This is a genomic window from Amycolatopsis azurea DSM 43854 (assembly GCF_001995215.1).
GTDB lineage: Bacteria > Actinomycetota > Actinomycetes > Mycobacteriales > Pseudonocardiaceae > Amycolatopsis > Amycolatopsis azurea.
In genome coordinates, this window is record NZ_MUXN01000004.1 from 225,795 (window position 1) to 245,104 (window position 19,310).

Here is a 19,310-nt window from a genome sequence, read left to right on the forward strand (position 1 = left end):
GTTTTGCCCGGGCCGTCGAGAGGTGGAGTGGTGGATTCGAGTTCGCTCAAGGGTCTGCTCGAAGAGCACGCCCAGCTGGAAGAGCAGCTGGCCGACCCGTCCGTGCACGCCGACCAGGCGCGCGCACGCAAGCTCGGTCGTCGCTACGCGGAGCTGAGCCCGGTCGTCAAGACGGTCCGCGAGCTCGACACGGCCCGCGAAGACCTCGAGACGGCGAAGGAACTGGCGGCGGAAGACGCGGCCTTCGCGGCCGAAGCCGAGGAGATCGCCGCCAAGATCCCCGTGCTCGAGGCCAAGCTCACCGAACTGCTCCTTCCGCGCGACCCGTACGACGGTTCCGACGTGGTCATGGAGATCAAATCGGGTGAAGGCGGCGAGGAGTCGGCCCTGTTCGCCGGCGACCTGCTGCGCATGTACCTGCGCTACGCCGAGCGTCACGGCTGGAAGGCCGAGGTGCTCGACTCGGTCGACTCGGACCTCGGCGGTTTCAAGGACGTCACCGTGTCCATCAAGAGCCGTTCGGCCGACGTCGACGGCGTCTGGGCGCGGCTGAAGTTCGAGGGCGGGGTGCACCGCGTGCAGCGCGTGCCCGCCACCGAGTCGCAGGGCCGCATCCACACCTCCGCGTCCGGCGTGCTCATCTACCCCGAACCCGAGGACGTCGAGGTCGAGATCGACCCGAACGACCTGCGGATCGACGTCTACCGCTCGTCCGGGCCCGGTGGCCAGAGCGTGAACACGACCGACTCGGCCGTGCGCATCACGCACCTGCCGACCGGGGTGGTCGTCTCGTGCCAGAACGAGAAGTCGCAGATCCAGAACCGCGCCCGTGCCTTGCAGGTGCTCCAGGCCCGTCTTCAGGCGATCGCCGAGGAGGAGGCCGCCGCGAAGGCGTCGGACGCGCGCCGCTCGCAGGTCCGCACCGTCGACCGCTCCGAGCGGGTCCGCACCTACAACTTCGCCGAGAACCGCATCGCCGACCACCGGGTGAACTACAAGGCCTACAACCTGGATCAGGTCCTCGACGGCGACCTCGACGGGGTGCTGAACGCGCTCATCACCGCGGACCGCGAAGAGCGGCTCGCCGCCCACGCCGGCTGACAGCCGTTCCGCGCCGGGCCCGCTAGCCGGGTTCGGTGTAGAACGGGTCGTCGTCCAGTCCGGTGTGGATGGCCCGCACCGACATGCTCACCCGGGAAAGCCTCTCGGTGATCTCGTTCGTGACCCGGCTCTGCGCCTCTTCGCCGCTTTCCCCGTCGAGAGCCGGAAACGCCGACAGCAGGACCGCTTCGCAGGGGCCCGCGTCCGTGCTGATCCGGACCAGCGACGCCGAAAGGTCGGTCGCGGGACGGCCGCACAGGCCCACGGCCAGCCGCAGATCCCCGGTGGGGACGTAAAGATGCACTCGCGAAATGACATCCGTTTCCGCGCGCGGGGTGAAATCGTGCCTGGTGACGTACGCGGGCTCACGGGGGTCGGTGCCGCCGACGGCGGCCATCAGTGAATAGAGCGTGAATCCTTCGGTCGGGGTGTCGCAGGCGTCGTAACTTCCGTACTGGCCGGTCTCCGGCGTGCCGTGGATCTCGAAGAATTCCGCATTCAGTCCGAAGTGGAAAAGCGCGGGCAAGGCGGCCCGGTGCAGTGTTTCGGCGGGATCTTCGTCCTCGGCGGGAGGCGTGCGATAGCCGACGGAGACCAGGTAGCCCTTCCAGCCGCCTTCGGGGTCGGCCCGGCAGATCTCGAATTCGGTGGCCTCGAAGTCGCCGATGAAACGTTCTCCCAGCTCGGCGGCCGCGGTGAAATCCTCGGTGTCGATATTCGCGGATATCCGCGTGACGACATCTGTTTCCCGGAGATCCATGGCTGCTTCGAGTGGCCCCTTCGTGGCTGACAGGTGTGCACAGCGTACGTGCGGTGCCGGTGGGCCTACAGTCGGCCTGTCCTTGATTCCCTGTTTCCGCTACGGTTTTGGAGAGTGAGGGAAATTCGCAGGGGGAAACACAATTCGTGGCGCACGCAGACGACCTGAACATCAGGGAACGACCGATTCCGGCGATCCGGAAACGTGCTCCGCGAGCCTTCTTGCTCGGAGCGGGAACACTCCTGCTCAGCGCGGTCGTCGTCGCCAGGATCGGCCGGTTCGGCTTCAATCCGACCGACCAGGGATTCGTGCTCGCGCAGGTGTGGCGCGTCCTGCACGGCGAGATCCCGCACGTCGATTTCCTCGGGCCGAGACCGTTCGGTTCGGCTTACCTGCACCTGATCGACCATCTCGTCCCCGCGCCGCTGATGATCGGCTCGAGTTTCGTGATGATGGTGCAGCTGATCGTCGCCACGTTCGCCCTCGTCGCGTTCCTGACCGGGACTTCGCCGCTGGACTGGGGTCCGCTGCGGCTCGGCCTGGTTTTCGCCGCCGCGCTGGTCTGCCTGAACACGTATCCGCTGATGGCCTGGCATACCGTCGACGGGGTCTTCCTGGTCGCGGTCGGCTGGTGGGCGCTCGACAGCGGGTTGCGTTCCGGCTCGCGGTGGCGACGCCTGCTCGGGCTGTTCTGCCTCGGGTTCGCGATCATCGTCAAGCAGAGCTTCGTGTTCGCCGCGCCGATCTGTCTGCTGATCCTCCTGTTCCATCCCGCCGCGCCGCCGAAGAAGTGGCCGCGCCTGCTGGGTGACGTCCTCGTACTCGGCGCGGCACCGTTGCTGTACTTCGGCATGGTCACCGTCGCCGGGGGACTCCCGTCGGCGATCGCGCAGCTCACCGGTGGCACCCAGACGTGGGGCGAGAGTCTTTTCCGGTTCTGGGCGGCGGACTTCGAGGGCCGGGCCGATCCGAGGACGTACCTCCTCCCGGTGCTGCTCGCGGTGGCGGTGATCGCCGTGGCGTGGTCCGTCCGCGAACGACTCGGCGAGCCAGGACGTCGGCTCCGGCTCGTGATGGGTTTGTGCGTCGGGGCCGTGGTGGTGTTCGTCGTCGCCGACGGCGGGTTCGAGCACGTGGGCAGCTGGCCGGTCACGCTGCTGTGGCTCTTCCTGCTCGCCGCGGTGCTCGACGCCGTCGTCCGAAAACGGTTGCCCTGGCAGCACCTGGCGATCGCCGCACTCGGCTGGATGGCCGGCCTGTCCTGGGGCTATCCACTTCCGGGACTGCTCACCGGGATCCTCGCGCTGGGGGTACTGGAAGCCGTGGTGCCGCCGGATCGGCCGCGGGTGCCCAGGCTCGCGGGTGGTGTGCTCGGCGCGACCGCGTTCGTGCTCGCCGGCCTCCTGCTGATGTCCGCGCACGACAAGGCGCCGTATGCGGACAGGCCGCAGGGTGAACTGACGAAGGATCTGGGCGACGTCGCGCCCTCGATGCGCGGCGTCCGCACGAATCCCGGTGTCCACACCTATGTCGCCCAGATCCGCGGCTGTCTGGACCACTACCCGGCGTCGAGGGTGGCGGTGCTGCCGCACAATTCTTTCGTCGCCCCGATTTTCGGTGTCCGGAATCCCTTTCCGATGGACTGGCCGATCCCGATCGAAATGACCGGCGACAGTCCGGAAAGGATGGTCGAGGCGGCGGAACGTCTCGACCGGGAAGGGGACTACCTGGTCCTCTTCCAGACGGTCGATCCCGTTTCGCTGAGCGCGGGTGAACCGGTGCCCGGCGCCGTCACCTCGGACGCGCCGACGATCGGGCTGAGCAGTGTGGAGGGCCGGATCAAGGACGTGCTCGGCGGGGCCAGGGTCGCTTGCGGCAGCTTCGCGGGATTCTGGGCACCGGCGCGCTGACGATCAGCCGGTGACGGACGCCGTCTCCGGCTCGCGTTCCACGGCGGCCGGCGGCTCTTCCTCGCGCCGCGGCAGGAACGAGAGCGCCGCGAGGGCGGCGGCGAGCAGGGTCGGGAAGATCGTCAGCTGCTGATGCTTGATGTTCTCGATGCCTTCGGCGAGACCGGACACCAGGAACTGGCCCATCGCGAAGAGCAGGAACATGAGCACCACGATGCCGACGTCGCGGCGGCCGACGCGGTTCCGGAACGCGCGGAGCCCGGCCCAGCCGATGAGCAGCCAGATCGGCAGCAGGGCGAACAGTCCCAGCGGGGCGATCCAGCCGGTGATCCCGGACAGGACGGGGACCCGGTACTCCTTGGCGAGCGGCGGCTGCCCGGCGCGCTCGCCGAAGCTGCCGAGGTTCGGCACGCGCGCGGTCAGCGTCTCCTGCGCGGACCGGTGCAGTATCTCGACCACGCGCCCCGGATGACCGAGGTAGTACCGGGCGACGTTCCGGCGGCTGATCTGGTCGCGGTACCGGGCGTACTCGGGGTCGCGCCAGGCCGGGTTCTCGCTCCACCAGCCGGTGCCGACGTACTGGGCGTACCTCGGCGGGAGGCCCAGTGCGGCGAGGTCGCCGGCGGTATCGTGTTTCCCGTCCACGATCCCGTTGAACACGACGTGGTACATGTTGGCCTCGCGGTACTCCGCGTTGGCCGAGTCGCCCGTCGCCTGCGTCAGCACGGTCCCCGTGGAGACGACGGCGAGCACGGCCAGCGGCAGACCCCAGCGCGCCATGCCGCGGCCGCTCGCCGGGCGGACGCACAGCAGCGCGAGCGCGAAGATCGGCATCAGCAGGAGCGTCTGCGACTTCGCGTTGATCCCGATCATCGCGCCGAACATGGTGATCGCGGCCCCGGTGTAGCGCCACGTCCCGGTGCGGTGCATCAGCAGGAGCCCGCCGGCGAGCAACAGCATTCCGACGAAGGCGGCGCCCTCGCTCAGCACCGAGGCGAAATACCCGAAGAACGCGGAGTCCGCCGCGACCAGCAGCAGCGCGATCGTGGCGATGACGCTGTTCCGGACCGAAAGACGCAGGGCCACCACGATCGCGGCGATCCCGCCCGCGACCAGCAGGCAGCCCAGCACTCCCAGGACCAGCAGGTTCAGGATCCCCGGCAGGTCGAGCAGCTGCCCGGCCCCGCCGGCGATCTTGTCGATCCAGCTCTGACTGGAGATGTACTCGCTGGTGCAGGCCGGGGCCGGACCGTAGGAGAAGCGGACGAAGTGCTCCGAAGGCCGGTCGATCTCGCGGGCGCCGAGACGGCAGAGGATGCGCCAGCCGTCACCGTTGTCGGCCATGCCGATCGGCCGAGGAACGAGGAAACGGACGAGGAGCACCCCGAGCGCGGCGAAAAACACACCCGATGCCAGTCGGATCTCCCGGAACTTCACCCGCGCCACCCTAGAAGACGCCGAAGTGTGATCAGCCCGCACCCTCCGAAATGCCTGCGGAGAGGAGCCGATCGATCACTCCGGGCCACTGACGGGCCGGTGATCCGGGAGTGTCAGCCCGCCTGGGAACCGGGCTGGACCGCGGCGGCGGGTTCAGGCTGCCCCTGCCGGAAGACCACCTTCTTGTACATCACGTAGTTCCACACCATGCCCACGGCGATCGCGCCGAGCTTCGGGACGAGGAGATGGACCCCGGGGAAGAGCTTGGTGACCGCGAAGATCACCGCGGCCTGCACGACCCACAGGCCGAACGCGGTGATGGCGAAGAAGAGGATGGCCTGACGGCGGATGTCGCCGTCCTTCGCCCGGAAGGTGAAGTTCCGGTTGAGCGTGAAGCTCAGGAGCATGCCCGCCGTCGTCGAGATGAAGTTCGCGACGAACATCGGGACGCCGAACGTCGCCAGCAGGGCGTAGCCGACGGCGTCGACCGCGGTGTTGAGCACCCCGACGACGGCGAAGCGCACCTGAGTGGCGTTGATCGGCTTCACCGGGCGACGCTTCGCTCTCCGGCGGCGGTCTCGGCCCCGGTGCGGACCGACGCGACGCCGTAGAGCGGGCGGTTCTGCACCTGCGAGTACGTCCGGCCGATGTAGCTGCCGAGCACCCCGAGCATGATGATCTGGATACCGCCCAGGAAGAACATGGCGGCGGTGATGAACGCCCAGCCCGGTACGGCGGTGGACGGCGCGAGCAGTTTGACGCCGACCACGTAAAGGATGCCCAGGAAGCTGAGCAGCGAGATCAGGTAGCCGAGCCGGGTGATCATCCGCAGCGGCGCGACGGAGAACCCGAGGATCCCGTCCGCGGCGAAACGGAGCATCTTGCGCAGGGGGTAGCCGGTCACCCCAGCGTGCCGCTTGTCGCGGTCGAACAGGACGGCGGTCTGCTTGAAACCGATGTAGCTGACCAGCCCGCGCAGGAACCGGTCCTGTTCGCGGTATTTCCGCAGCTCGTCGACGACCTTGCGGTCGATCAGCCGGAAGTCGCCGGTGTTCCGGGGGATGTCGACCGACGCCATCTTCCGGAGGAACCAGTAGAAGACGCCGGCGGTGAACCGCTTGAACGCCGAGTCCTGGCGAGAGGGGCGCTGCGCGTAGACGACGTCGAAGCCCTCTTCCCACTTCTCGATCAGTTCCAGCGCCACCCGAGGCGGGTCCTGCATGTCGCTGTCCATGATGATCGCGGCGTCCGCTTCCACCAGGTCGAGCCCGGCGGTGACCGCCATCTGATGGCCGAAGTTGCGGGAGAGCTCGATCACGGTGACCCGGTCGTCGCGCCTGCTCAGCGCGGTGAGGATGTCCATCGAGTGATCACGGCTGCCGTCGTCGATGTAGACGAAGCTGAAGTCGTACTTGCCGGCGAGCGGCGTGATCACCTCGTCCACCGTGCGGTGGAGGAGCTCGATGTTCTCTTCCTCGTTGAAGATCGGGAAAATGAACGCGATTCGGCGTCTGTCGTGATCCCCGGGCACCGGATTACCCCCGTCGAGATTTCTGGAACAGGTGGTGAATGGATTCACCGCCTGGGCGAGCTGATTCTAGAAGACCGGCTGAATGTCCCTCTTTCGGGTGGTCAGCCCGCCCAGTGGCCGGCGACGAAGCGAAGGAAGATCGCGCCGCAGATCAGCGAGTTGAGGTACAGCGTCGCGTACGCCACGACGCGCAGGTTCGGGCGCCGTTCGGCCAGCAGCACCAGCGCGAGGTACATGACCAGGCACGGGAGCAGGTACCGGTGCACCGAGACGACGTTGCTGTTGATCGTGAGCATCACGAAGGAGGCGATCCCGAACAACGCCAGCGGCAGGCCGTCCGCCTTCAGCGCGACGAAGATGTAGACCGAAGCCACCACGAGCAGGATCAGGCCGAGCGTGGGCAGGACGTGACTCATCAGCGTCCACGCGTCCATCGGCCTGTCGCCGACCAGTGCGCTGAAGGTGACCTTGAGCTCGGTGAGCGTCGTTTCCACGATGTTCGGGTTGAACTGGTGGTACGACCAGGTGCTCACGCCCTTGAGTGCGGTGAAGCTCGCCATCGCGCTGCCGGTCTCGAGCTTCATGTAGAGCATGTGCGCGCCGAGGCCGAGGTACGCGGCCGGGAACCAGAGGATGTTCCACGACAGCAGGCCGCGCGGCTTCCACCCCGCGGATCGCCAGAATTCGAGGAAGCACAGGCCGACGAACACCGCGGCGGTGATCCGTGACGCGGTGAGCGGGATCAGGCAAAGCCCCATCCACAGCCATTGCCGCTTCAGGGCGAACAGGTACGCCCAGAAGCCCAGCGCGCAGAACACCGCCTCGCTGTAGAACGAGTGCAGGAAGAACGCGGCGGGCGCGGTGAGGAACGCGCCGACGACCAGCCACTGCGAGCGGGGCGTGCGGAGGAAGAACCGGGCGATCTTGAGCAGGGCCACGCCCGCCAGCCAGGTGGCGATCAGGTTGACGAGGAAGCCGGCGGTGAGCAGGCCCAGCGTCCCGAAACTGACGGTTTTGACCAGCCACACGAAGATCGGGAAAATCGGATAGAACGCGCGTAACGGCACGTAACTACCCGTGTACGCGTGTTCGGCGATCTCGCCGTAGTTGCCCGCGTCCCAGCGGTAGGTGTGGGAGAGCAAGCTCAGCGTCGAGCCGATGCCGGTCTTGGGGATGCCTTCGCTCGCCGGAGTGGACGGGCCGAACAGCCACGCCACCGCGATCAGCGCGACGTTCCAGGCCAGGACGACCAGGAGGACCTTGCCGAAGTCGCCGGTCAGCCATCGACGCACGCGTTCGCGGCCGGCGTCGACGGCATGCTCCTCGGTGGCACTCTCCGTGATCGTTTCGGTCATGAGCGGCTTTTCCTCGCAGGGCTCGGCCCAGTTCGAGCGGATGCCCGAAAACAAGGGGAATTGAAGGCCGAATCGGGCGGTCCCCGTACCGCCTTACCCGGACGGGTGAATTCTAGAACACCGTTCGCACGCGTCGGACGACCGCCTCGGAACACTCCGGCGGCGGCACGGGACACTGGCCGGGTAACTCGCCGTCGACGTCTAGGAGAACTGTGGAAGCCCTCGCCGGATTCGGGTTCGAACTGGGTGTGCTCAAGCGGATCCGGCGGGCCGGATGGTGGCAGGCCGGGGTCCGCGATCCCGAATCGGTCGCCGAGCACACCGCGCGGGTCGCGCAACTGGCCGGACTGCTGGCGGCCGAGGGCGGTGCGGACCCGGCGCGGGCGGCGTATCTCGCGCTCTGGCACGACACGCAGGAGACGCGGACCGGCGACCTCCCGCACACGATCAAGGGATTCGTCGAGAAGCCGGACCCCCGGGCGATCACCGCCGCGCAGACGTCGGCGCTGCCCGAGGCCGCGCGGGACTCGGTGCGCGACGCCGTCGACGAGTACGAAACCGCGGAGAGCCCGGAGGCGCTGTACGCGCGTGACGCGGACAAGCTCGAGATGCTGCTTCAGGCCGTCGAGTACCGCGACATCGGCGTCCGGAACGTGGACGAGTGGATCGCCTCCGCGACGAAGAGCCTTCGGACGGACCTCGCGCGGCGGGTGGCCGAAGCGGCGCTGACACTGTCGTCGCTCTCGTGGCGGGTGCGCTGAAAGCAATCGATACCCTGAGCCCGCGTGTATCGACCCCGGCACGCGTGCCTCGTGTGTCAGGCTTGACTCTGTGAAGGAACACCAGTGAACCGGCAGCCGTTGCGCCTCGCCATCATGGAAGCGACCCGCATCCTCACCGAGGCCGGTGTGGCGTCACCGCGCTCGGACGCGGAACTGATCGCCTCCCATGTCCTCGGCGTCGATCGCGGCCGCCTGCCGATGGTGCCACTGGTGGACCCGCCGGTCATCGACGCGATCGGCCAGCTCGTGAACCAGCGGGCCAAACGGATCCCGCTGCAGTACCTCACCGGCTGGGCCGCGCTCGGCGACATCACGGTCAACGTCGGCGCCGGGGTGTTCGTCCCGCGGCCGGAGACTGAGCTGCTCCTGGAATGGGGCCTCAAACTGCTGCACGGACGCGAGTACCCGGTGGTGGTCGACCTGTGCACCGGCTCCGCCGCGCTGGCGCTGGCCGTGCAGCACGCGCGGCCGGACGCCGTCGTCTACGCCGTCGACATCGACGCGCAGGCGCTCGCCTGGGCCCGGCACAACGCCGACGTCCACACCGACGCGGGCGACACCCCGATCCGGCTGTACTCCGGCGACGTCGCCGACAGCACGATGTTCGCCGAGCTCGACGGCCTCGTCGACCTGGTCTTGTGCAACCCGCCGTACGTGCCGGAAGGCACCCCGGTGCCGTCGGAGGTCGCCGAGCACGACCCGCCGCGGGCGGTGTTCGCGGAGGAGAGCGGGCTCGCGGTGATCCGGCACGCGATCGCCGCGGCCGCGCGGCTGCTGCGGCCCACCGGCGGGATGGCGATCGAGCACGACGACACGCACGGCTCCGCCGTCCCGGCCCTGGTGCGGGCGAGGCGGGTGCTGACCGACGTCCAGGGGCACCTCGACCTGGCGGGCCGTCCGCGGTTCGTCACCGCCTTGCGCGTCTCCTGACCGCGTTTCGTCCTCTGAACGCGGTAGTTCGTGGTGTGAACTACCGCATTCAGAGGACGGGGCGCGAGGCGTTCGGCGGATAGTTAGCGGGACTCACGACTTCCGGCGGGTGCCCAGGGCAAAGCCCGCCTCCTAACGTCGATCACGGCCGCCTCATCGGCGGTCCGACTGGGAGGTGTACCCCGATGCGATCGTCTCTCCGACGAGCCCCACTCAGAACACTCGCCGTCCTCGCCGCCGTCGCGCTGCTGCCGGGTCTGGTCGCCCAGCCCGCGTCCGCCGCGGCTCCCGCCAAGGGCTGGCCCGCCCCGATCGACGGGTCGACCTGGGAGAACCAGGACCACATGACGTGGGACGACTACCGCAAGCCGCCCGGCACGAACTGGGCCGATCCCACGCTGAAGCCGACCAAGCGGATGTTCCGGGGCGCTGTGGTGCTCGCGGACTACCCGGACCAGGAATTCGCCGTCACGCAGGCCACGCATTCGACGGTGTTCGGCAACCCCGGCCCCGCCGCTAGCAACATCCCCCGCAAGGACGTCGCGAAGTTCTACCAGGACTTCCTCAACAAGCCGCAGGCGATCAACAAGGGCCACACGATCAACGAGTACTGGATGGAGGACTCCGGCGGCAGGCTGGGCGTCGAACTGACCGCGTTCGGGCCGTACCGCCTGCCCGGCAAGTCCTTCGAGTACGGCATGGAGTTCCAGCCCGACGCCTGTCCGCCGGGGGCGAACTGCAAGCGCGACCTGCGCGCCGACGCGGGCGCGGCCTGGCGGGCCGACGTCGGTGACGTCTCCAAGCAGTTCGACTTCATCTTCTACCTGTCGGCAGGTCAGGACGAGAGTGCGACCTGGCAGGAATTCGGCGTCATGAAGTTCGGCGAGAAGGAGAACGTGCCCGACGAATTCGGGCCCGGCGTCGCCGGAATGCCGAACGCCGCGTCGACCCGCTATGTCCCGTGGACGTCGTGGAAATCCGCGGCGAGCATCTGGCCGAACGCGGTCACCGGTTCCTCGACCCAGGCGGAAAGCTCGGGCCAGGCGGTTTACGCGCACGAATTCAGCCACATTCTCGGCATCGGCGACAACTACAACAACCCGTTCGGCAACCCACCGTCCCGTACCTACACCGGACCGTGGGAGATGATGTCGCGCGGCAGCTTCAACGGACCCGGCGGACCGCACACACGCTGGCAGATCCCGGCGACACAGGGCGGCTCGATGGGCTCGCACCACATGCTGCGCACCAAGATGAAGCTCGACATCATCGACTCCGAAGACGTGCTGAAGCTCGACCGGAAGCAGCTCGCCAAGACCGGCCCGGTCTCCACGCGGATCACCGCGCGTTCGGTCCTTCCGGGACAGGGCGCTTACAGCGGTATCAACATCGCGCTCACCGGCGGGGACCTTTCGCCGAAATGCGATCGGTCCAAGGATCCGTTCTGCGACGGTGGTGGCTACGACAATTACACCGTCGAGGTCGTCGACCGGATGGGCAGCGATTCCTTCGCCCCCGATTCCGGCGTCATCATCGCGAAGACGAAGAACCAGGACAACGCGCCGTTCGAATGGATCGTCGACGCGAACCCGGCCGACATCGGCATGACCGACTACAAGAAGCCGGACGGCACCCCGGTCCCGATCCCGATCGGCGACTACCGCCAGCTCAACGACGCCGCGTTCAAGGCGGGCACCGGTTCGGCGAGCAAGTACGAGTACACCGACGAGGCCAACCGGCTGAAGTTCCTGGTCTCGGACATCGAACGCGACCGCAAGGGCGTGCTGTCCTACGTCGTCACGGTGGCCTCTCTCGACGGCGGGGGCTCGCAGGCTCGCGGCGTCTCGCTGTGGCCGTCGGTGCCCGCGTTCGGCAAGAACGGGCTCGCGACCTGCTCGTTCCCGGTGTTCAACACCGGCAAGGCGAACGGGGCGGTGGCGCCGTACGACACCGACACCTACCGCCTGAGCGCGTCCACCACCGCGAAGGGCTGGGAGGTCCGGCTGCCGAACGAGCTGTCGACCGTCCCGTTCGGCGGGCGGTCTTCGGCGACGGCGCACGCCAAACGGACCGCGGGCGGTGACCACGCCGCGCAGATCAAGCTGACCGCGACGTCGATCGCCGACCCGGGCAAGACGGCGACGTCGTTCTGCACCGCTTTCGCCTTCTGACGGTGACCGAAGGGCCCTTCGTCGCATGCCACGCGGCGAAGGGCCCCTTCGGTGCATCGCATGCGGTGGGAGCGTTGTGAAAGCCACTTTCGCAACCTTCAACGTTGCGAAAGTGGCTTTCACAACCTCAGCCTCCGCTGGTCCGCGCTAGGCGCGGGGCGATCGGGCAGCGCCCGGGTGTCGCGAAAGCCACTTTCGGGACACCAGACGTCTCGAAAGTGGCTTTCGCGACATCCCCAAGTCGGCAGGCGGGGCGCGGGTCGCTTCGCGAAAGGTGCCCTGAAGGCCCCTTCGGCCGCAGGACTACGCTCACCTGCCATGAGCGCGGTGTACGACTGCAGCAAGCATGAATCCCGGGCCGACGGGCTCGCCGCGGCGGCGAGCGCGGTGCGCTCCAGTCGCCTGGTGGTGCTCCCGACCGACACGGTCTACGGCATCGGCGCGGACGCCTTCGACGGCGGCGCCGTCCAGTCGCTCCTGCGGGCCAAGAACCGCGGCCCGGACATGCCGGTCGGCGTCCTGGTCGGCTCCTGGTCCACTGTGGACGGACTCGTGCTCGGCACGCCGCCGCAGGCCCGCGCGCTCATCGAGGCCTTCTGGCCCGGCGACCTCTCGATCATCCTGCCGCACGCCCCGAGCCTGCAGTGGGATCTGGGCCAGTCACGCGGAACGGTGATGCTGCGCATGCCGCTGCACCCGGTCGCGCTGGAACTGCTGCGCGACGTCGGCCCGATGGCGGTCTCCAGCGCCAACGTGTCCGGCCGCCCGCCGGCCACCACCGCGCAGGAAGCGGTCGACCAGCTCGGCGACAGCGTCGCGGTGTACCTCGACGGCGGCTCGTCCGGCGAGCCCGTTCCGTCCACGATGGTCGATCTCACCGGCGACGACCCGGTCGTCCTGCGGGAGGGCGCGGTCAGCCGTGCCGCCGTCGCGGAAGTACTGGGAGTGCCCGCGGAGTCACTGGCCTAGTCCACGAGTATCAGTACCGTTGGCCGCCGTATCCCCCTAGCGCGGTAGCGTGTTCGAGTGACTTGGACCTCGGCGGCGTAACGCACCATGCCTCCCACGCAAGGCCTCCCGATCCGGGAGTACATCCTCGTCGCCCTCACCGCGGCGGCCGTTACCTTCCTGCTCACCGGAGTGGTGCGCCGGGTCGCCATCCGGGTCGGCGCGATCGCCAACCCGCGGGCCCGCGACGTCCACGTCACCCCGATCCCGCGGATGGGCGGCATCGGCATCTTCCTCGGCGTGGCCGCCGCGATGGGGCTCGCGCACCAGCTGCCCGCGCTGAGCCGGGGCTTCGACTTCTCCTTCGACTCGCTGGGCGTGCTGCTCGCCGCGGGCGTGATCTCCCTGATCGGCGCGCTCGACGACCGGTTCGAGCTGGACGCCTGGACGAAACTGGCGGGCCAGGTCATGTGCGCCGGGATCCTGGTGATCTTCGGTGTGCAGTGGGTGTCGTTCTGGGTGCCGTGGGGAGGCGTCGGCGACTCCTTCGGCCAGGTGCTGGTGCTGGACAAGAACCAGGGCGCGCTGCTGACCGTCGTGCTGGTGGTCGTCATGGTCAACGCGATGAACTTCGTCGACGGCCTGGACGGGCTCGCCGGCGGCCTCGGTTTCATCGCCGCCGCGGCGACGTGCTCGTTCTCGCTCGGTCTGCTCGACTCGTCGGGCGGCGACGTCGGCGCGTACCCGCCCGCCCTGATCGCCGCCACGCTCGCCGGGGCGTGTCTGGGCTTCCTGCCGTACAACTTCCAGCCCGCGAAGATCTTCATGGGCGACTCGGGCTCGATGATGATCGGCCTGATGCTGGCCGGGGCGACGACGTCCGCGTCGGGTCGCGTGCCGTACCCGCAGTTCAGCGGCAAGGACGCGCTCGCGCTGCTGTCGCCGCTCGTCGTCGTCGCCGCGGTCCTGTTCGTTCCGCTGCTCGACCTGATCATGGCGGTCATCCGCCGCACCCGTCGTGGCGAGAGCCCGTTCGCCGCCGACAAGATGCACCTGCACCACCGCTTGCTGGAGATCGGGCACTCCCAGCGCCGCGCGGTGCTGCTCATCTACTTGTGGGCGGGTCTGCTCGCGTTCGGCGCCGTGTCGGTGACGCTGTTCGACGACGCCGCGGTTTTCTGGATCGTCGGATTCGGTTTCCTGCTGGCGACCCTGGTGTCGATCATCCCGCGGCTGCGGTCGCGGAACCGGACCGCGTGAACGGACTCGATCCGTACGCGCCTACACTGGCTGGTTGAGACGACCAGGGAGCTTTCTGTGAGCGAGACCGAAAAGACCGTCGAGGCGGAGGAGAACCCCCACGCCAAGGTGGTCCTGCAAGCGGCCAACGCGATGATGAAGGCTTCGCTGAAGCTGGTCCCGCCGGCGGTGCTGATCTGCATCGTGGTCTTCACCATCCTCAAAGGACAGCCGGGCCTGCTCGGCTCGCTCATCGGTGGCGTACTCGCCCTCGTGTCCGCCGTCGCGACGCTGGGCCTCATGCGCTTCAGCGCGGGCATGGACCCGATGTTCGTGATGGTGATCGCTCTCGGTGGTTACGTGCTCAAGCTCATCCTCCTTTTCGCCGCGCTGAGCGTGCTTCGAGGAGTGGACTCGATCCACCCGGTCGCCTTGGGCGTCACCATGATCGTCGCGATCCTCGTGGCCGCCGCGGTGGAGTTCGCGGCCTTCCGCAAGACCAAGATCCCGACGATCATCCCCGCTTCCCGCTGATTTCGGGACTCAGGTCCTGACCTGGGACAGGACCTAGGTCCTCGGCCGATCAGGGGCAATGTAGTACGCCTGTACGGCGCGTCGGAACCTGCTGATATGGTCCGCGTATGGGCGGCGGCCTCGGCTGCCGGCTCCTGATGACGAACCCCGAACAGCAGTGTGGCGACGGTGTTGAATCGTCCCTCATTACCCGCTGGTAGGCGTCTGTCTCCCGGGAGCACTGCATCGAGAATCCTCGTGTGCGGAACGTGAACCCGTGTTCAGCACATCGTGGGGTGGCCGCCTCCGACGGCCCGATACGTGTCGGGTACGTTAAGTCCAGATCGTGACGATTCCCCCGGCGGAGTGAACGCCGGCCGGGAGAACCGGAAGGAGCCCAGTGGGCGCGCTGGTACTAGCCGAGGGTGCGGAGTTCGCGCCGCCTGGTGTCAAAGACTTCAACCTGCCGCCGTTGTTCGGTTCCGGCTGGTTTGCTTTCACCAAGCCGATGCTGCTGGTGGTCATCTCCCTGATCATCATCATCACCTACTTCATGGTGACGTCTCGCCGGTTGAAGGTCGTCCCGGGCAAGGGACAGTTCATCGCCGAAAGCATCTACAACTTCGGCCGCAACAACATCGCGCGTGAGCAGATCGGTTCGGCCGACTTCAAGCCGTTCATTCCGCTGATCCTGGGTCTGTTCAGCTTCGTGCTGGTGAACAACCTGTTCGGGATCATCCCGTTCTTCCAGTTCCCCACGATGGCGCGAATCGGTTTCCCGGTCGCCCTCGCGTTCCTTGTCGTTTACCCGGTGTACCACTACGTCGGGTTCAAGCGCCACGGTTTCAAGGGTTACCTGAAGAAGGAACTGGCGCCGGCCGGTATTCCCGGGTTCGTTCTGCCGCTGTACTCCACCATCGAGTTCGCGCAGAAGTTCTTCATCGCGCCGGCCACGCTGGCGATCCGGGTGTTCGCCGCGATGTTCGCCGGTCACCTCATCATCATGGTCTTCACGCTCGGTGGCAGCTTCCTGCTGACCGAGGGCGAAGGTCTCGTGAAGGTCGCTTCGCCGGTGGCGTTCCTGTTCGCCATCGCGATGACTTTCCTGGAGGCATTCATCCAGGTCCTGCAGGCATTCATTTTCGCACTGCTGTCCGCAGGCTACATCGGCGCCGCGCTGGCGTCGGAGCACTGAGAGAACACCAAAAGCCCCCGATCCGCGTGAGTCGCGCGGACCGAGTTTGAAGGGAAACGCACGTGAGCAACATCGTTCTTGCGCAGCAGGCTGCCGAGGCCGTCAGCATCAACAAGGGTCTCGCCGCCATCGGTTACGGCCTCGGCGCGATCGGCCCCGGTATCGGTGTGGGTCTCATCTTCGCCGCCGTCATCAACGGCACCGCCCGTCAGCCGGAGGCGCAGGGCAAGCTGCAGAGCATCGCCTTCTCGACCTTCGTTCTGACCGAGGTTCTGGCGCTGATCGGTATCGTCATTTACTTCCTCGCCTCCGCCTAGGGCTGAGTTCCGCTCATCGCTTAAGGAGACGTTGTGCTGAAGACCGAATTGGTGTTGGCGTCCGAAGAGGTGCCCAACCCGATCGTGCCGCACATTCCCGAGCTCATCCTCGGTTTCATCGCCTTCCTTCTGCTGCTGTTCGTTCTGAAGAAGTACGTCGTCCCGCGTTTCGAGGCGACCTACGAAGAGCGGACCAAGCTGATCGAGGGCGGCATCGAGCGGGCCGAGAAGGCGCAGGCCGAAGCCGAAGAGAACCTTGCGCAGTACAAGGCGCAGCTGGCGGAAGCCCGTTCCGAGGCCGCGAAGATCCGCGACGACGCCCGGCTCGAAGCCGAGCAGATCAAGGCGGAGCTGCGGGCCGAGGCGGAGTCCGAGTCCCAGCGCATCGTCGCCCAGGGCCAGGCTCAGCTGCAGGCCCAGAAGGCGCAGATCATCGCCGAGCTGCGCGCCGAACTCGGCCGTAACTCCATCGAGCTGGCCAGCCGCATCGTCGGCGAGTCGCTCGCGGACGACGCGCGCCGTCACGGCACCGTGGACCGGTTCCTTGCCGAGCTGGAGACCGCGGGTGCCTCCAACGGAGCGGGAAAGTAGACCAGAATGACGCTGCATGCTGCGAGCCGTGAAGCGCTCGACCTCGCCGAGAATCGTCTCGGCGAGGTTCTGGCCGCCGCGGGTACGGACCCGGCGACGGTCGGCGACGAGTTGCTTTCGGTCGTCGCCCTGCTGGACCGGGAGATCGGCCTGCGCCGGGCCGTCGCCGACGGTTCGTCCTCGCCCGAAGCCCGGATCGGCCTCGCCCGCGGGATCCTCGCGGGCAAGGTTTCCGAACCGGCCCTGCAGGTGCTCGACTCCGTGGCGGGCAGCCGCTGGTCGAGCCCGCGCGAACTGACCGACGGGCTCGAGGCCCTCGGCCGCTCGGCGCTGCTCACCAGTGCGGAGAAGTCCGGGAACATCGACGCTGTCGAAGACCAGCTGTTCCGGGTCACTCGTATCGTTGCGGGGGCCCCGGAGCTCGAACGGGCACTGTCGGACCTGGCCGCCCCCGCCGAGGCGAAGCGGACGCTGGTCCGCAACCTGTTCGCCGACAAGGTGGACGTGGTCACCGAGACCCTCGTCGAGCAGGTCGTCCTGCGCGCCAAGGGCCGCGGGGTCGCCAACGCCCTCGAGCGGCTGGTCCAGCTGGCCGCGGAACGCCGTGAACGCTCGGTCGCCCAGGTGACCAGCGCGAGCGCGCTGTCCGACGAGCAGCAGGCTCGGCTGAGCGAGAAGCTCAACGCCCTTTACGGGCGGCAGCTCGCGCTGCACGTCGAAGTGGACCCCAAGCTCGGCGGCGGACTCGTGGTCCGCGTCGGCGACGAGGTCATCGACGGCAGCACCGCGGGGCGCATCGACGCCCTGCGTCGCCGGCTGGCTAGCTGACCCACAACAACGACTTTGCACACTGGCACGAACGAAGCGAGAGCGGGATTGAAATGGCGGAGCTGACGATCTCCTCGGATGAGATCCGTAGCGCGATCGAGAACTACGTCTCGAGTTACGCCCCGGACGTGAGCCGGGAAGAGGTTGGCGTCGTCATCGACGCCGGTGACGGTATCGCTCACGTCGAGGGCCTTCCCTCGGCGATGGCCAACGAGCTGCTCGAGTTCCCCGGCGGGGTCCTCGGCGTCGCACTGAACCTGGACGCGCGCTCCATCGGTGCCGCGATCCTCGGTGACTTCGAGACCGTCGTCGAAGGCCAGCAGGTCAAGCGGACCGGTCAGGTCCTCTCGGTTCCGGTCGGCGAGGGCTACCTCGGCCGCGTCGTGAACCCGCTGGGCGCCCCGATCGACGGCCTCGGCGAGATCGAGACCACCGAGCGTCGCCCGCTGGAGGTCAAGGCCGCTTCGGTGGTCGAGCGCCAGCCGGTGGCCGAGCCGCTGCAGACCGGTATCACCGCGATCGACGCGATGACCCCGATCGGCCGTGGCCAGCGCCAGCTGATCATCGGTGACCGCAAGACCGGCAAGACCGCGGTCGCGGTGGACACGATCATCAACCAGAAGGCCAACTGGGAGACCGGCGACCCGAAGAAGCAGGTTCGCTGCATCTACGTCGCGGTCGGCCAGAAGGGCTCCACGATCGCCGCGGTGAAGAAGTCCCTCGAGGACGCCGGCGCGATGGAGTACACCACCATCGTCGCGGCCCCCGCGTCGGACTCCGCCGGCTTCAAGTGGATCGCGCCGTACACCGGCTCGGCCATCGGCCAGCACTGGATGTACGAGGGCAAGCACGTCCTCATCGTGTTCGACGACCTGACCAAGCAGGCCGACGCCTACCGCGCGATCTCGCTGCTGCTGCGTCGCCCGCCGGGCCGTGAAGCCTTCCCCGGCGACGTCTTCTACTTGCACTCCCGTCTCCTCGAGCGTTGCGCGAAGCTCTCGGACGAGCTGGGCGCGGGCTCGCTGACCGGTCTCCCGATCATCGAGACCAAGGCGAACGACGTGTCGGCGTACATCCCGACCAACGTCATCTCGATCACCGACGGTCAGTGCTTCTTCCAGTCGGACCTGTTCAACGCCGGTCAGCGCCCGGCCATCGACGTGGGTATCTCGGTTTCCCGCGTGGGTGGTGCCGCGCAGGTCAAGGCGATGAAGGACGTTTCGGGTTCGCTCCGTATCGACCTGTCGCAGTACCGCGAGCTGGAGGCCTTCGCGGCCTTCGCCTCGGACCTCGACGACGCGTCGAAGGCGCAGCTCGAGCGTGGTGCCCGCCTGTACGAGGTGCTCAAGCAGCCGCAGTACTCCCCGCTCCCGGTCGAGGAGCAGGTCGTCACGGTGTACCTCGGCACGAACGGTCACTTCGACACGGTTCCGACCGAGGACGTGCGCCGCTTCCGCGACGAGTTCGTCGACTCCGCGCGTCGCAAGCACGGAGAGCTCCTCAAGGACATCCGCGAGTCGGGCAAGTTCTCCAAGGAGACCGCTTCCGGGCTGGTCGACGCGGTGAACGAGTTCAAGAAGGAGTTCACCACCTCCGAGGGCAAGAGCCTGGTCGAGGTCTCCGACGCGATGGACGCCGAGAAGGTCGGGCAGGAGACCGTCAAGGTCAACAAGCCCGCGCCGAAGAAGTGAGCTGGTAGTCC

General features: G+C 67.6%; 18 protein-coding genes. 13 read left to right on the forward strand and 5 right to left on the reverse strand.

Going from position 1 to position 19,310, the window contains the following annotated elements; all coding sequences use genetic code 11:
• The first annotated feature begins 30 nt into the window (after nt 1–30).
• Complete coding sequence (gene prfA, locus B0293_RS07475; RefSeq protein WP_039915323.1) at nt 31–1,101, forward strand: peptide chain release factor 1; 1,071 nt, start codon at nt 31–33, stop codon at nt 1,099–1,101.
• A 22-nt stretch (nt 1,102–1,123) separates the two neighbouring features.
• Here the strand turns inward: prfA and B0293_RS07480 are convergent, their stop codons facing one another.
• Nucleotides 1,124–1,861 carry a hypothetical protein gene (locus B0293_RS07480; RefSeq protein ID WP_005150380.1) on the reverse strand — a complete coding sequence of 246 codons (738 nt, stop codon included), beginning with the start codon at nt 1,859–1,861 and terminating at the stop codon, nt 1,124–1,126.
• A 146-nt stretch (nt 1,862–2,007) separates the two neighbouring features.
• Between B0293_RS07480 and B0293_RS07485 the strand changes: the two genes are divergently transcribed.
• Nucleotides 2,008–3,771: a hypothetical protein gene (locus tag B0293_RS07485; RefSeq protein ID WP_005150379.1), complete on the forward strand. Its 1,764-nt coding sequence runs from the start codon at nt 2,008–2,010 to the stop codon at nt 3,769–3,771.
• 3 nt (nt 3,772–3,774) lie between these two features.
• Here B0293_RS07485 and wsfD read toward each other — a convergent pair whose 3' ends face one another.
• The 4 genes from wsfD to B0293_RS07505 form a co-directional block, all read right to left on the reverse strand.
• The gene (wsfD, locus tag B0293_RS07490; protein ID WP_005150378.1) at nt 3,775–5,208 is read right to left on the reverse strand and encodes a glycan biosynthesis hexose transferase WsfD; all 1,434 of its coding nucleotides are present in this window, start codon (nt 5,206–5,208) and stop codon (nt 3,775–3,777) included.
• 113 nt (nt 5,209–5,321) lie between these two features.
• The gene (locus tag B0293_RS07495; protein WP_005150376.1) at nt 5,322–5,756 is read right to left on the reverse strand and encodes a GtrA family protein; all 435 of its coding nucleotides are present in this window, start codon (nt 5,754–5,756) and stop codon (nt 5,322–5,324) included.
• Nucleotides 5,753–6,739 carry a glycosyltransferase family 2 protein gene (locus B0293_RS07500; protein ID WP_005150366.1) on the reverse strand — a complete coding sequence of 329 codons (987 nt, stop codon included), beginning with the start codon at nt 6,737–6,739 and terminating at the stop codon, nt 5,753–5,755. Before B0293_RS07500 ends, B0293_RS07495 begins: the two co-directional genes overlap by 4 nt.
• Nucleotides 6,740–6,840: 101 nt before the next feature.
• The gene (locus B0293_RS07505) at nt 6,841–8,094 is read right to left on the reverse strand and encodes a mannosyltransferase family protein (protein WP_005150364.1); all 1,254 of its coding nucleotides are present in this window, start codon (nt 8,092–8,094) and stop codon (nt 6,841–6,843) included.
• Nucleotides 8,095–8,306: 212 nt separating this feature from the next.
• Between B0293_RS07505 and B0293_RS07510 the strand changes: the two genes are divergently transcribed.
• The 11 genes from B0293_RS07510 to atpA all read left to right on the forward strand — a co-directional run bounded on the left by B0293_RS07510 (nt 8,307) and on the right by atpA (nt 19,299).
• Complete coding sequence (locus B0293_RS07510; RefSeq protein ID WP_005150363.1) at nt 8,307–8,855, forward strand: HD domain-containing protein; 549 nt, start codon at nt 8,307–8,309, stop codon at nt 8,853–8,855.
• Between the two features lie 84 nt (nt 8,856–8,939).
• A complete protein-coding gene (gene prmC, locus B0293_RS07515) occupies nt 8,940–9,806 on the forward strand; it encodes a peptide chain release factor N(5)-glutamine methyltransferase (protein ID WP_005150362.1) in 867 nt (288 codons plus the stop codon).
• A 185-nt stretch (nt 9,807–9,991) separates the two neighbouring features.
• The gene (locus B0293_RS07520) at nt 9,992–11,977 is read left to right on the forward strand and encodes a M6 family metalloprotease domain-containing protein (RefSeq protein WP_005150360.1); all 1,986 of its coding nucleotides are present in this window, start codon (nt 9,992–9,994) and stop codon (nt 11,975–11,977) included.
• 318 nt (nt 11,978–12,295) lie between these two features.
• Nucleotides 12,296–12,946: an L-threonylcarbamoyladenylate synthase gene (locus tag B0293_RS07525; protein WP_039915173.1), complete on the forward strand. Its 651-nt coding sequence runs from the start codon at nt 12,296–12,298 to the stop codon at nt 12,944–12,946.
• An 87-nt stretch (nt 12,947–13,033) separates the two neighbouring features.
• Nucleotides 13,034–14,185 (forward strand): glycosyltransferase family 4 protein, encoded by a 1,152-nt coding sequence (locus tag B0293_RS07530; RefSeq protein ID WP_005150358.1) that lies wholly within the window; start codon nt 13,034–13,036, stop codon nt 14,183–14,185.
• A gap of 57 nt (nt 14,186–14,242) precedes the next feature.
• The gene (locus B0293_RS07535; RefSeq protein WP_005150357.1) at nt 14,243–14,698 is read left to right on the forward strand and encodes a hypothetical protein; all 456 of its coding nucleotides are present in this window, start codon (nt 14,243–14,245) and stop codon (nt 14,696–14,698) included.
• 379 nt (nt 14,699–15,077) lie between these two features.
• Entirely contained in the window at nt 15,078–15,872 is a 795-nt protein-coding gene (atpB, locus tag B0293_RS07540) for a F0F1 ATP synthase subunit A (protein WP_005150355.1), read from the forward strand.
• A 62-nt stretch (nt 15,873–15,934) separates the two neighbouring features.
• On the forward strand, nt 15,935–16,189 hold the full coding sequence (locus tag B0293_RS07545; RefSeq protein WP_005150354.1) for an ATP synthase subunit c family protein: 255 nt from the start codon (nt 15,935–15,937) through the stop codon (nt 16,187–16,189).
• A 33-nt stretch (nt 16,190–16,222) separates the two neighbouring features.
• Nucleotides 16,223–16,780: a F0F1 ATP synthase subunit B gene (locus B0293_RS07550; protein WP_005150352.1), complete on the forward strand. Its 558-nt coding sequence runs from the start codon at nt 16,223–16,225 to the stop codon at nt 16,778–16,780.
• Between the two features lie 6 nt (nt 16,781–16,786).
• Nucleotides 16,787–17,608, forward strand: coding sequence for a F0F1 ATP synthase subunit delta (locus B0293_RS07555; protein ID WP_005150351.1), 822 nt, complete (start codon nt 16,787–16,789; stop codon nt 17,606–17,608).
• A gap of 53 nt (nt 17,609–17,661) precedes the next feature.
• Complete coding sequence (atpA, locus tag B0293_RS07560) at nt 17,662–19,299, forward strand: F0F1 ATP synthase subunit alpha (protein ID WP_005150349.1); 1,638 nt, start codon at nt 17,662–17,664, stop codon at nt 19,297–19,299.
• Nucleotides 19,300–19,310 lie beyond the last annotated feature (11 nt).